Origin of the sequence: Microcoleus sp. Pol7_A1 (genome assembly GCF_036701085.1) — a bacterium.
GTDB lineage: Bacteria > Cyanobacteriota > Cyanobacteriia > Cyanobacteriales > Microcoleaceae > Microcoleus > Microcoleus asticus.
On record NZ_JAUBQD010000047.1, the window covers coordinates 48,259 to 60,109 of the forward strand.

At 46.0% G+C, this 11,851-nt stretch carries 13 protein-coding genes; 5 read left to right on the plus strand and 8 right to left on the minus strand.

The window, feature by feature from the left end:
- Positions 1-375 (minus strand): tetratricopeptide repeat protein (locus tag QUA20_RS22965; protein ID WP_445304701.1); only part of this gene is annotated, 375 nt, incomplete at its 3' end.
- Positions 376-525: 150 nt separating this feature from the next.
- Here QUA20_RS22965 and QUA20_RS22970 point away from each other — a divergent pair.
- Positions 526-789: a hypothetical protein gene (locus tag QUA20_RS22970; RefSeq protein WP_172185550.1), complete on the plus strand. Its 264-nt coding sequence runs from the start codon at positions 526-528 to the stop codon at positions 787-789.
- A 155-nt stretch (positions 790-944) separates the two neighbouring features.
- On the opposite strand, the gene tsaB is transcribed toward QUA20_RS22970, so the two are convergent.
- The 4 genes from tsaB to QUA20_RS22990 form a co-directional block, all read right to left on the minus strand.
- A complete protein-coding gene (tsaB, locus tag QUA20_RS22975) occupies positions 945-1,733 on the minus strand; it encodes a tRNA (adenosine(37)-N6)-threonylcarbamoyltransferase complex dimerization subunit type 1 TsaB (RefSeq protein WP_333191413.1) in 789 nt (262 codons plus the stop codon).
- A gap of 2 nt (positions 1,734-1,735) precedes the next feature.
- Entirely contained in the window at positions 1,736-3,448 is a 1,713-nt protein-coding gene (locus QUA20_RS22980; protein WP_333191415.1) for a serine/threonine-protein kinase, read from the minus strand.
- Positions 3,449-3,607: 159 nt separating this feature from the next.
- On the minus strand, positions 3,608-3,781 hold the full coding sequence (locus QUA20_RS22985) for a hypothetical protein (RefSeq protein WP_333191417.1): 174 nt from the start codon (positions 3,779-3,781) through the stop codon (positions 3,608-3,610).
- A complete protein-coding gene (locus tag QUA20_RS22990; RefSeq protein WP_006632635.1) occupies positions 3,742-3,990 on the minus strand; it encodes a Ycf34 family protein in 249 nt (82 codons plus the stop codon). The genes QUA20_RS22985 and QUA20_RS22990 overlap by 40 nt, the downstream gene beginning before the upstream one ends.
- Positions 3,991-4,097: 107 nt before the next feature.
- Between QUA20_RS22990 and QUA20_RS22995 the strand changes: the two genes are divergently transcribed.
- Complete coding sequence (locus tag QUA20_RS22995) at positions 4,098-5,348, plus strand: CCA tRNA nucleotidyltransferase (RefSeq protein WP_333191418.1); 1,251 nt, start codon at positions 4,098-4,100, stop codon at positions 5,346-5,348.
- Positions 5,349-5,518: 170 nt separating this feature from the next.
- On the opposite strand, the gene QUA20_RS23000 is transcribed toward QUA20_RS22995, so the two are convergent.
- From QUA20_RS23000 to QUA20_RS23010, 3 genes are all read right to left on the minus strand, one after another.
- Positions 5,519-5,866: a DUF952 domain-containing protein gene (locus QUA20_RS23000; protein ID WP_333191420.1), complete on the minus strand. Its 348-nt coding sequence runs from the start codon at positions 5,864-5,866 to the stop codon at positions 5,519-5,521.
- 121 nt (positions 5,867-5,987) lie between these two features.
- On the minus strand, positions 5,988-6,440 hold the full coding sequence (locus QUA20_RS23005; protein ID WP_333191422.1) for a cupin domain-containing protein: 453 nt from the start codon (positions 6,438-6,440) through the stop codon (positions 5,988-5,990).
- Positions 6,441-6,654: 214 nt separating this feature from the next.
- Positions 6,655-7,425 carry a cysteine hydrolase family protein gene (locus tag QUA20_RS23010; RefSeq protein WP_333191423.1) on the minus strand — a complete coding sequence of 257 codons (771 nt, stop codon included), beginning with the start codon at positions 7,423-7,425 and terminating at the stop codon, positions 6,655-6,657.
- A gap of 213 nt (positions 7,426-7,638) precedes the next feature.
- On the opposite strand from QUA20_RS23010, the gene QUA20_RS23015 reads away from it, so the two are divergent.
- The 3 genes from QUA20_RS23015 (at position 7,639) to QUA20_RS23025 (ending at position 11,831) form a co-directional block, all read left to right on the plus strand.
- Complete coding sequence (locus QUA20_RS23015) at positions 7,639-9,048, plus strand: amidohydrolase (RefSeq protein WP_333191425.1); 1,410 nt, start codon at positions 7,639-7,641, stop codon at positions 9,046-9,048.
- 273 nt (positions 9,049-9,321) lie between these two features.
- Positions 9,322-11,310: a hypothetical protein gene (locus tag QUA20_RS23020; protein ID WP_333191426.1), complete on the plus strand. Its 1,989-nt coding sequence runs from the start codon at positions 9,322-9,324 to the stop codon at positions 11,308-11,310.
- Positions 11,311-11,318: 8 nt separating this feature from the next.
- Complete coding sequence (locus QUA20_RS23025) at positions 11,319-11,831, plus strand: SDR family oxidoreductase (RefSeq protein WP_333191428.1); 513 nt, start codon at positions 11,319-11,321, stop codon at positions 11,829-11,831.
- Positions 11,832-11,851: the final 20 nt, after the last annotated feature.

The following is an 11,851-nucleotide window of genomic DNA, read 5'->3' on the forward strand; positions in this document are numbered from 1 at the left end:
TGCGCGATCACCTACTGCCCGACTCAGGGGAAGCGACTGGCTGTAATACTCTAGCGCTTTCTGTTTTTCTCCCAATTCTGAGTAGACATTGCCAAGACCAAGGAGGCTAAGTGCTTGCCCTCTATTGTCGCCTGCTTGCCGATATAGCTTTAAGGCTTCTTCCAGCTTGACGATCACGCCTTTTTTTGCTTCCGCTGTTCCTTGTTCGTAGAGTTTTTCTGCCTCTTCAAATACTTTTTGGGCAGCCTGACTACTGTTAGTTTGTGCTGTTTGTACGACTTTACCAACGGGCACGGCTGCTGCAACTGGCTGACTTAACTGAAGCGAAAGCGCGATCGACATACCGGCCAAAACCCATTGAGTGCGATCGAACATAGCCACCCCCTTAGTATTTTTTTCAATTTTAGTCACTAGCCTGCTTAGTGTTAAGGCAGGAAGAAGTCAGGGCGATCGGCATTTTTGCTAGAGTTAACGAGTAGTGCGATTCCCAGCAGGATCGCTACGCCGCGCGTACTTTTTCCCAGCATGAACAACATCCTAACTACCCCCGATCCCGTAACCACCCACTGGGATTGCCCCGAATGCGGCGGCACCGGTACCCTCAGCCCAGAAATTTGCCCTGTTTGCCTCGGAGCAAAATACATCGATCTCGCTACCATAACGAACTGGATGCTCGATTTTATGGAATCTCGCGGCTGCGATCGAGCTGAGATCGATCGATTGCGAACCGAAAACCCAGACCCGCTAACATTAACTTTTTGCCTGGAAGTTTGTATCGCCCTTAAATAAACAACGATATCAAGTCTGCTTAATTGCTTATAAATCATTTACGGGCATCGGGCATCGGACATCGAGCATGGTCGGAAAAAAACGCACTCTACAAGTTGATTTAACTGAAAAAAATAATGCCCAATTCCCTATTCCCAATGCCCTATTCCCAATATTCAGTGTCCCTTAACCGGATGTTGCCCGTAAAAAGGCAAAGCATCCGACCAATCCGGGCGAATTCCTTGTTTCCACTCCAAATAAGCCAATTCCAACACACTAGAAACCGACCAGCCCAACTCGCTGCCAACTTCAATTAACTGATAGGAACTTTCCAAACTTTCCAACTTTTCCTGCCAGGATTCCGCCGTCATTACGGTATCAGGAAACAACTCAGTTAAACCAGAATCTTTGTTAACTGAATAAACCGCCCCAAACAATTGACCCCGCTGTGCAGGCATTTGCAGCGCCACGCTCAAAAACCCCCCCTTAGCAAGGGGAGGTTCTGCACTCAAAAGCCCCCCCTTAGCAAGGGGGGGTTGGGGGGGTTCCGTATTCAAAAGCCCCCCCTTAGCAAGGGGAGGTTCCGTATTCAAAAGCCCCCCCTTAGCAAGGGGGGGTTGGGGGGGTTCCGCCCAAGCGACAGCCGCCAAAGTTGAAATCGCAAAAACCGGAATATCCAACTGTTGAGCCAAAGTCCGCGCCGTCACCATACCCATCCGAGTTCCCGTGAAACCTCCGGGCCCCTTCGCCACTGCAATAAAAGCTAAATCCGCCCAAGTTTGCGGCTGAATAAACTCGACTAAATACTGATGCAAATGAGTCGCTAAATCGCGATCCAAATTCCAATTTTGGCAGCGAGAATCCCCGGCAAAATTGCTGATGGCTAAACCGAGTTCGCGACTAGCTGTGTGCAGGGCTAAGCCGTATTTTTTAACAGATGTTCCGTCTTGGGGATTGCTATTCACGATTAATGATAATTTTCCTTAACAAAAAACAGCGGCAAAGCCACAACTAAGCAACCCAAAAGAATGCCAAATATTCCCGTATTTAAAATCCTGGAATTACCCATGCCCCCAGTCATCAAAAACAGCACTACTAAACTTGCAAATAAATTTTTATTGGCAAATTCTTTGTGTTGGGAAACTTGATGCTTGACCGCCATAAAACCCGACGAAACTATTAGCGCAAACCACGAATTTAAAATGACTATTTGAGAGCCAAAGATAAACCAAACTAAGGCAAACATTAGCGCATCTATCCAAAAATCCTGAGTTTTCAACTTCGGCAGCCAAAATTCTTGGGTAGTAACAGGGGCGATTTTCTTGAGTAATTGATTGTGTTGCAGCCGCACGAGTTTGTTTCTCAATTGAATCTTGGGATCGATTTGCAATATTTGCTTCCACTCCGGGCGGCGAGAATTGTTGACTCTTCCCAACAGCTTCACGGCTGCGACTTTATTTAACTGCAAATCGGTGAGTCTGGTGGCAATTATTTGAGATAAGTGCGGATAGTAAACGGGGTTGTCTTCGGTTCTGTTGATGACGATATTGAGCTGTTGCTTGGCTTGACTGACTTGGATTGTAACATTGTAGGGGGCGATCGCCTCTTGCAAAGCTTGCTGAATTTCGGCTTGCTCTTGGCGAGTGAAAAGCGACACACCGGGCGCAGGTGTAACCACCCGTTCTGCGGGCGTTTCCGGCGCGTCTAGCACCGGCTGTGCATCTAAATACACCGGTTTGGGATTCAAGTGTCGGATGACTGCTGATGCTGAACTGTAGCGCCGATTGGTGGCACTTTGGAGCATGGTGTCGAGGATGCGGCCCAAATCGTCGCTAACAGCAGTCTTCAAATAATTTCGCCAAGCCCAAGAATCCTCTGCACTGTCGAACAAATCGAAGGGAGGAATTTCAGTCAGCAAGTGAATGCAAGTAACGCCCAAACTGTAGATATCGCTGGCAAAAACTGCTTTCCCCATTAATTGTTCTGGGGCTGTATAAGCAGCACTGCCGATGATTGTACCAGTTTGCGGCAAGCCAGTTGCTGTTACTTTCTTAGCTGCACCAAAGTCTACTAAAACAATATCTTTTTGGAAAGGAGAGGGTTGATAGGAATTTTCTAAGGCGGGTAAAGGGGTTGGAGATAGTCGGCGGCGAATGATATTTTCGGGTTTGATATCGCGGTGAATGACTTTGGATTTGTGGACGAAGTGGAGCACGGGCAATAAATCGTTGAGGATTTGCCGAATTTGAGTTTCGGTGAATGCTCCTTTTTGTTCTAATTCTCTGGCTAGGTTTTTGCCGTCTATAAATTCTTGTACTAAATACTGTCTCCCGTCTTGTTCAAAATGCGCAATTAATTCTGGAATCTGGGGATGTTTGCCCAAGATTTCTAGCTGGGCTGCTTCTTGGTGAAATAGTTGGGCGGCTTTTTCGGCTGCGGTATTTTGCTGCAAAAATTGCTTGATTACGCACTGCGAAAAAATCAGGGGTTTGGTTTCATCTACTGCTAGAAATGTTCGGCCAAAGCCTCCTTGCCCGATCGGCTTTATGGTTCGGTAGCGAGATGCTGAGGGCGTTTCTGAGTCGAGAGTTAACAACAATTTTGAGCCGCAACTTTGGCACAATTCTGCATCACCTGGGTTTTGCGGATTCTGACAAGTTGGGTTTAAGCAATAGCACATTGGATTTTAGATTTTAGATTTTAGATTTTAGATTGGTAATTTGTAATTGGGAATGGGGAATTGGGCATCGGGAATTGAAAATTGAAAATTGGGAATTGAATATTGGAAATGGGAAATTTAAAATTGGGTAAAAAGAAGAAACAAGAAAAGGAAAGCGTTTTATTTTTTTTCTTTTTTCTTCTTCCTTCTTCCTTCTTCCTTCTTCCCTCTTCCTTCTTCCTTCTTCTTCCTTCTTCCTTCTTCCTTCTTCCCTCTTCCTTCTTCCTTCTTCCTTCTTCCCTCTTCCTTCTTCCTTAAGTCGGGACGAGTTCGCCTGGCCGCAATTTTGCCCATTTGCCGGTCTCTTGCTTGAAACTCTGACACCCGACTACATCCCATTCCATTTCAATTTCGTCTTGGCGGGGGCGGATGTTGACGTTGATGGTGGGTTCTACGGGGTCGAAATCGGGTGTTTCGGTGAGGTGAAGCTGTTCGTGCTGTTCTTCTACGGCGTGGTAGGTAAAGCAGCGGTCTACATAGTGGCAGTTAATACAAATACACATTCTTGATATCCTCTGTGCATTTCAAAAAGATTGGTGAAATTTGAGCTTTCTGTTAATCTAGCGTAGCAAGAGTTTAATTGTTTGTAAGTTTGTAGATTTTTGTTGCGATGCCGATTAATTTGCCCCCTTCATTATCTCCTGATACTTGGCCGTTTGATTTGAAACTGCTGACACCGCCTGCTTATCTGGTGGGCGGTGCGGTGCGGGATGCGCTGCTGGGGAGGCGATCGCACTATTTTGATTTGGATTTTGTCATGCTAACACGGGCCGTGAAGACTGCTCGAAAAATTGCCGATCGCACGAATGGTGGATTTGTCTTGTTGGATGCGAAACGCCAAATTGCGCGGGTGGTGTTTGCGGGCGGTACGGTGGATTTGGCGCAAGCGGAAGGGGGGAGTCTGGAGGGGGATTTGCTGCGCCGGGATTTTCGGATAAATGCGATCGCCTGCAATCCTTTTACAGGAGAAATCATCGATCCTTTGGACGGTCAAACTGATTTGGGGTTGGGTTTGCTGCGGATGGTTTCGCGGTCAAATTTGGAGGACGATCCGCTGAGGTTATTAAGAGCTTACCGCCAAGCGGCGCAGTTGGGTTTTGCGATCGAAGCTGAAACTCAATCGGCGATTCGGGAATTAGCGCCGCTGTTGAGTCGGGTAGCGGTGGAACGGGTGCGGACGGAATTAGGTTATTTGTTGAGCAATCCAGAGGGTGTTCCTTGGATTTGTCGCGGTTGCGAAGATGGTTTGTTTTCGATTTGGTTTGAAAGTGCGATCGACCGTTTTGATATTTTGACAAAAATTGATGCGTCTGCTGCCAACTTAGCGGCAATTTATCCAGATTTGGGGAGAGAATTTTCGCGATCGATTCGAGATACGATTAAAACGCCGTTGTTGGCGGTTGCGAAGTTGGCTGTTTTGGCAGATTCCGACCCGACAATTGCTGAAACCCAGTTGCTGCGGTTGAAGTACAGCAATGTGGAGATAAAAAGTGCGATCGGGCTTTTGAAATACTTGCCACAATTGCAAGCAAAACCAATTGCGGAAATGTCTTTGCGAGAACAGTATTTTTTGTTTCGGGATGTGGGAATAGTATTTCCAGCCTTAGCAGTTTTGGCGGTGGCGGCGGGAGTTGCAGTTGAGAATATTTCAATCTTAATTAATCGCTATCTCGATAGGGATGATATTATTGCTCATCCCACACAATTAGTGAGCGGCAATGATTTAATGGAATATTTAAATTTGCCCAGAAGTCCGCGCATAGGTAAATTGTTGATGGAGATTCAATTAGCGCGCGTGGAGGGGAGAATTGCGACTTGCGAAGATGCGCTAAAATTGGCGGCAGAGTTAGTTAATCAGTAAGTTTAAATTGATATATTGCACAAATAAGAACGGGCAAGATGCCCGTTCCACAAAATTCAACTTTCCCGTGGGGTGGGCTTCTAGCCCGCCCTCAAAAATTCAACTTTCCCGTGGCGCGGGCTTCTAGCCCGCCCTCAAAAGTTAATTGACAATGGTCAAAAATCTGAATATCAAACAACATCTCTTAATTCTTCCGGCAATTCAAACTTGCCATCTGCACCCGCTTCAAACTCAAAAACTTTCAACACAGCATCAACGTTCAGTGGTCCGTAAATATGCGGATAAAGATCTCCGGCGGCAGATTCATACTTAATTTCTGCTTGCACTTTCCCAGAGTCAATCCACAGCAAAAGCAATCCTGTTTGTCCGACAAAAAATTTGTTGGCACTTCTAGTAACTTGCGGGAGTGTCGAACAGTGGATGAATCCTTCAGAGTCTAGGGTATCGCCGCGATAGGATTGAAGGTGTTTTGCTTCTTGCCACTGTTGGCTTTTAGCAATGTGAAATATAACGCTCATAATTGAATAATTTTAACGTAAAACAGTATTTTGTTAGATCCCCGACTTGTTTAAGCAGTCGGGGATCTGCTTTCCCAGGCAGAGCCTAGAAGATTAAAACACTAAAGTCCTTACTACAAAACTAGCACGATACGAGTACATCCGATCGCCTGAGAACTCTCAAATCTTCCTCGTCAAGTTCCACTGGCGTACCGCTGCGAATCAGTTCCACAAAATTTTCATTCGGCACCATAATGCACAAAGTGTACAAACGTTCACTCTCGGTATTCTCAATTAGGTGAGTGCCCGTTGGAGGCACTAACAAACTATCTCCCGGTTGAATACTAACTGTTTTGCCGTCGCAGGTTGCTTGCCCTCTTCCTTTGAGTACAAAAAACATTTCTACTGCGAATTGATGGCGGTTGGGAGGAGTTTTACCGCCCGCATCGAAAATCTCCACGCAAACAGTTAATGAGACATTAGCTGTTGCCGGATCGAAGACGATCGCTAATCGATTAGTATCGCCCGGACTGATACGAAATGCTTGGTAGTCTTTCGGAGACTTTATAACAGGAATCACGCACTGGTTTGTCATTTTTTTATTGTTAGTTGTCAGTGGTTATGTTTCTGCTGTCATTAGTGAGAATCCAGAGTCATTAGTCCGCCGCTCAACCTCCAAAGTTTATTGATTTTACAGGAGAGTTCGCTGTCAGAGCAGGAAGCGAGATATATAGGCTTTGCTGTGCGGGAATCTCGCACTCCTAAAAAACGCTTTTTACACTCCAGAGGGATACTCCCCCTGATGACTGCTATTTAATTGCTTCTAACATAGCCTGAGAATCAGACAAAAAACCAAAACATTGTTTAACGTTATAAAGAGTAGCTTGCCAGCAATACTCTGGAGATGTCGTAGCTGTACAATCTTTGACTAAAATACAGTCGTAACCGAGGAAATTAGCATCTTGCAGTGTAGCCATGACGCACTGATCGGCGTTTACTCCTCCGAAGAAAAGTGTAGTTCTGCCGAGGTTCCGCAAGATACTATCTAAAGGAGTATCCCAAAAGCCACTCATCCGATATTTGTCTACACAAATATCCTCGGGTTTTGGTTCCAATTCATCGACAACCTGCGCCGCCCAACTCCCTGCCATCAGTACAGGTGCGCGGTTTTTTGGCAGCGGATCTCCCAAACCTACGCCGTCGCCTGTGGGATTGTAAACGTGACGGGAAGCTGCACTAATATTGAGCAAATCGGGGCGGTTTCCCCAGTTTATCCAAATAATTGGCATTGCGTGCGATCGCAATTTTGGCAGCAAATTTATTAAAGGATTAATTGGAGTTCGGGCGGGCGTTACATCTACGCCAATATGTGCTAGCCAACCGTCGGGATGACAGAAATCGTTTTGCATATCTATCACCAACATTGCTGCTTTTGCTAAGTCCAAACGCAGGGTTTTAGTTTCTGTTTCCAGGGTAACAGGTTGAGGTGCGATCGGCGATCGGGTGATATCGGCAATTTTGGCATCAACTTTCCAAGCATTCGGCGGTACGCCCAAGGTGCGGAGAGAATCAGGATTCATAGGGATTTTGACTCAAAAACAATTTCAATCTTATAACTATTTAATGGTTACTAACTGGTCTTATCTTAAATTTTTGCTATAATTAAGTGTCCGTGGTAACTTTTTTAGAACTTTTAGAATTTATTAACTTTATTATCGTTGGGCGATCGCAAATGTTAGCGCCCTGGAATCATACAATAAAAATCAATGTAAATTTATAAAAAGGGTAAATCTATGAGCTTTACAATTCAAAATGCTTTAATTGCGGTTGATAGCGGTTATGAAACCGCAGATGTGCAAGTGGTCGATAATTGCATAAGTGCGATCGCGCCCAATTTAGAACCTGCGGGAACAGTTATTGACGGCAAAAATAAGCTGCTGCTACCCGGTTTTGTCAACGCGCACACACACTCTTCCGAAATGTGGCAAAGAGGCATTATTCCCCCTTTGCCGCTGGAGTTGTGGATTGCGGAATTGTACGATTTTACACCTCTCGATCCCGAACAAGTTTACTTGAGTGCCTTGGGAACTGCGGTAGAAACATTGCTGTCGGGCGGTACAAGCGTAGTCGATCATTTAGTTTTAATTCCGGGGCAAGAATTAGAGACAATCGCGGCCGCAGTTCGCGCTTATCAAGAAATCGGTATCCGCGCTTTTATCGGGCCGTTAATTCAAGATCAATCCCTGACAGCGGGAATGCCTTCTGGCGATAGCGGCATCGAACACGCGGCTTACATTCGAGCGACAAAGGCAACTTTGGAATTAATGGAAACAGCCATAAAACAGTTTCACAATCCCGAAAAAGGTGTTAATATGTTGTTGGCACCGACGGGAATTCAACTGTGTTCCGATGCTTTGTTTGAAGGCTGCATCGAATTGAGCGATCGCTACAATCTTTGTCGGCACGCCCACCTCTTAGAAACCCCCGCCCAAAAACAACTAGCTCACGAAAAATACGGCTGTAGCGCTGTCGAACACCTGCAAAAAATTGGTTATTTGAGCCCCAGAACTTCCTTAGCACACTGCGTTTGGCTGGACGATTCCGACATTGCGATTATGGCGGAAACAGGAGCGACAGTCGTACACAATCCCCTCAGCAACTTGCGCTTGGGAAGCGGGATTGCACCGATTTTGAAATATCGTCAAGCGGGAGTCAACGTATCTTTTGGCTGCGACGGCGCTGCTAGCAATGACTCTCAAGATTTGCTGGAAGCGATTAAAATTGGTTCGATTTTGCACAATATCACGGATTTGGATTACCGCCAATGGATTACACCGCGCCAGTCTGTAGAAATGGCATCCCTGGGAGGAGCAAAAGGCTTGAATCTCGCCGATGAAATGGGTTCGTTGACAGTCGGCAAAAAAGCAGATTTTGTGCTGTATGATTTAACCAGTTTATCATTGCTGCCGCGCACCGATCCGATCGGCTTGCTAATATTGGGGCGCCCGACTAATGCGGTAGACAGCGTTTGGGTAAACGGCAAGCAAATTGTCGCCGAAGGTAAGGTGAAAACGATCGATGTTGATGCTTTGAGGCAGCAATTATTCGATCGCAGTGAGTGGACTAGCAAGCGTCAATCGCAAACTGTGAGCGAGATTGAGGCCCATTACCGCCAAGTGATGAAACTGCAAGGTTACTCTTAAAACCCGATCGCCCCACTCGATCGCAGCCCCCGCGAAACCCCCAACAAGCGCGTTAGCAAAGGCGGTGGGAGGAATGGGGGCGATCGAGGATAGCCGCATTTTATTAAAAATTAGTATTATTTTTGACACATAAATTAACATTTTATTATTCCTGAAGGCAGAGGGAGCTATCGGTCATAACTTGCCCACAGAAAGAGGTATTTATACGCTGTGTTTCTTAAAATCTTTGCAAAGTGTATAGCGCGCTTAAAGGGCGCTAAAAGTAATATTAATATGCTGACAGCAAACTTTTTAGAGCAGAAGATATGGCGCCGCAGCCTCGTCTTCCTATTGATAATTGCAGTTATAAGTTTTGCCGCCTACAAAATAGAAATCACCTTAACAGGAACCCCCAAACTGTCTAACACTTACACCCCCACCACGCAGCCGACACAACAAGAAATAGGCTCCTACGATCGCTTAGGCTTTGTAATTACTAAAGAAGAGGCCGAAAGTTTGCGTCAAACACCAGAAGGACAAGAAGAATTGTCTCCCGAAAATGGCGCTGTTGCTATTACCGAAGATTTATTAAAACTCGGTCGCCAGGCATTTTATACAGAAACATTTGGCGGCGAATACTTTCAAAGCGATGTCGCCGGCGCGTTAGACGGCCCGATTAATCCCGTGAGTTTGGGGAAGGCGATCGCGCGGCTTGGAGGCAAGCCGACAACTAATTTGCAAATACCATTAGATGAAGATGTAGAAGTTGGCGGCAAACTCTTCAAAGCCGGCACATTACTCAACACGGGATTAGACATCTCAAAAGGCTCAATTCTTCCCTTAGGAATGCGTACCAGCATCAAAGAAGGTAAGCTGAGAGTTGGCATTACTTGCGCTTTGTGCCACGCAACTGTAGATAGCAGCGGACGCATTTTAGAAGGCGCGCCCAACAACGATGTTAACACGGGTTTGCTGTTAGCATTCGGCACAAATTCCGCCGCCATGTTTCGCCAAACAGGAGTTAACCCAACACAAATTTCACCAGGACAACATACATACATTAACGCTAACGGAGAGACAGCCTATTTGCCAGATGCAAAAGCACTAGAAGATGCAGTTGACGCACAACTGTTAGCATGGCCGCCGGGGAACTTCGATTCAACAGGCGATGTGGTTAACAATCCCTCCCAAATTCCCTCATCTTATACCTTTGAAAACTGGCCTTACGGTTGGAGCGGATTTGCTTCTGTCGGCTGGTTTCACGGATTGACAACCCTCAACAACAACGTCCACGCTACTAACTCGGATGCTACCACGGGTGCAGATTCCAGTTTGCCACTAATAGGCATTGATAAAGAAACATATCTCGGCACGCTTCTGCAAAATGCAGCTAATCCATCATTTCGCTTGCCAGAATGTGCAAAACCCTCAGAATTTTTCGACAAAATAGACCCGACACCAGGGGAACCGGGGATAAATAGAACTACCAAAATGCCCGGTTATCCGAAGGGTTCTATTTTTATGTTAGACGGATTGATGGCAAGCACGCCGGGACTGCCAGTTGCGGCGCAACTCAACGGAATGTCTGCTTGGCAAAACACGCTTGCGCCGCCTCCCAATCAGCAGGCAAATGATGTGGAATCTTTACGGCGAGGTGCGAATGTTTTTGCAGGAGCTGGTTGCATAGATTGCCACAGCGGGCGATATTTTACTAATCACGATGTTGTCCGCGAACAGGAAATAAAATCTCAACCTTCTCGGGCAAAAGCACTGGCAAAATTTCCCTTAATTTTTACCTCGCCTCAAACTTATGCCAACACCGAAATTGTGCCGATTTCGTCCAATAAACCTGTATTAGATGTTCCTACAAATATCACGCCACAACCATTACAGCAGTTAGCTTATGCAGCGAACAATCCGGCGGGAGGTTACAAAGTACCGAGTTTAATCGGACTTTATTTAACCGCACCTTATTTGCACGATGGAGGCGTGGCGGCAGGTACGGAGCCAGACCAACTCGGAATGGCAGGCACGTTAATGCAGAATATTAAACCCGATCCTGCTGCTAGCTTGCGTGTTTTGGTTGACAGGAACTTGCGGGAAAAAGCAATTGTCGCTAACCGCGCTAATTCGGATTTGCAAGTTACAAATGTTGACGGCAGCGGACACGAATACTGGATCGATGAAAAAGCTGGTTATACTGCCCAAGAGCAAAATGATTTAATTCAATTTTTGCTGTCAATTGATGACAGTCCCGAAGTCCTACCTTCCCAATCAAAGTAATTAAAAATATGGCTGACACGGTACTAATTACAGGTGCTTCTCAAGGCATCGGCAAAGCAACAACTCTTTTGTTTGCTAGCAAAGGTTATGATGTTGTGCTGGCGGCGCGCCAGAGCGATCGCCTAGAAGCTTTGGCTCAACAGGTAAAAGCGATCGGGAGAAATGCTTGGGCTATTTCTGCTGATGTTAGAGATGCCGAACAAGTAAATTCGCTGGTGCGCGCAGCGCTGGCTTGCTGCGGCAGTATTGACGTGCTAATTAACAATGCGGGCATCTACAGCTTGGGGCAAGTAGAGCAATATTCGTTGGAGGATTGGCACCAGATTATCGATACAAATTTGTGGGGATACATCCACACAATTCACGCCCTGCTGCCGCATTTTTTGGATCGGGGCAGCGGTACAATTGTCAATGTGGGTTCGATCGGCGGCAAGATCCCGATCGCTTATCAAGTTCCTTACACTACTATAGCAATCCTAAATCATTATCATGATTGTGATACAATTATATGCAATACTTGATTGTGACCATAAAAAAATGA

Bases quoted from the DNA above. Each gene is read 5' to 3' on its own strand.
- QUA20_RS22990 (WP_006632635.1), bottom strand. From the start codon at position 3,990: ATGTGTATTTGTATTAACTGCCACTATGTAGACCGCTGCTTTACCTAC.
- QUA20_RS23000 (WP_333191420.1), bottom strand. From the start codon at position 5,866: ATGAGCGTTATATTTCACATTGCTAAAAGCCAACAGTGGCAAGAAGCA.
- QUA20_RS23010 (WP_333191423.1), bottom strand. From the start codon at position 7,425: ATGAATCCTGATTCTCTCCGCACCTTGGGCGTACCGCCGAATGCTTGG.
- QUA20_RS22970 (WP_172185550.1), top strand. From the start codon at position 526: ATGAACAACATCCTAACTACCCCCGATCCCGTAACCACCCACTGGGAT.
- QUA20_RS23015 (WP_333191425.1), top strand. From the start codon at position 7,639: ATGAGCTTTACAATTCAAAATGCTTTAATTGCGGTTGATAGCGGTTAT.
- QUA20_RS23020 (WP_333191426.1), top strand. From the start codon at position 9,322: ATGCTGACAGCAAACTTTTTAGAGCAGAAGATATGGCGCCGCAGCCTC.
- QUA20_RS22985 (WP_333191417.1), bottom strand. From the start codon at position 3,781: ATGGGCAAAATTGCGGCCAGGCGAACTCGTCCCGACTTAAGGAAGAAG.
- QUA20_RS22995 (WP_333191418.1), top strand. From the start codon at position 4,098: ATGCCGATTAATTTGCCCCCTTCATTATCTCCTGATACTTGGCCGTTT.
- QUA20_RS22980 (WP_333191415.1), bottom strand. From the start codon at position 3,448: ATGTGCTATTGCTTAAACCCAACTTGTCAGAATCCGCAAAACCCAGGT.
- QUA20_RS23005 (WP_333191422.1), bottom strand. From the start codon at position 6,440: ATGACAAACCAGTGCGTGATTCCTGTTATAAAGTCTCCGAAAGACTAC.
- QUA20_RS23025 (WP_333191428.1), top strand. From the start codon at position 11,319: ATGGCTGACACGGTACTAATTACAGGTGCTTCTCAAGGCATCGGCAAA.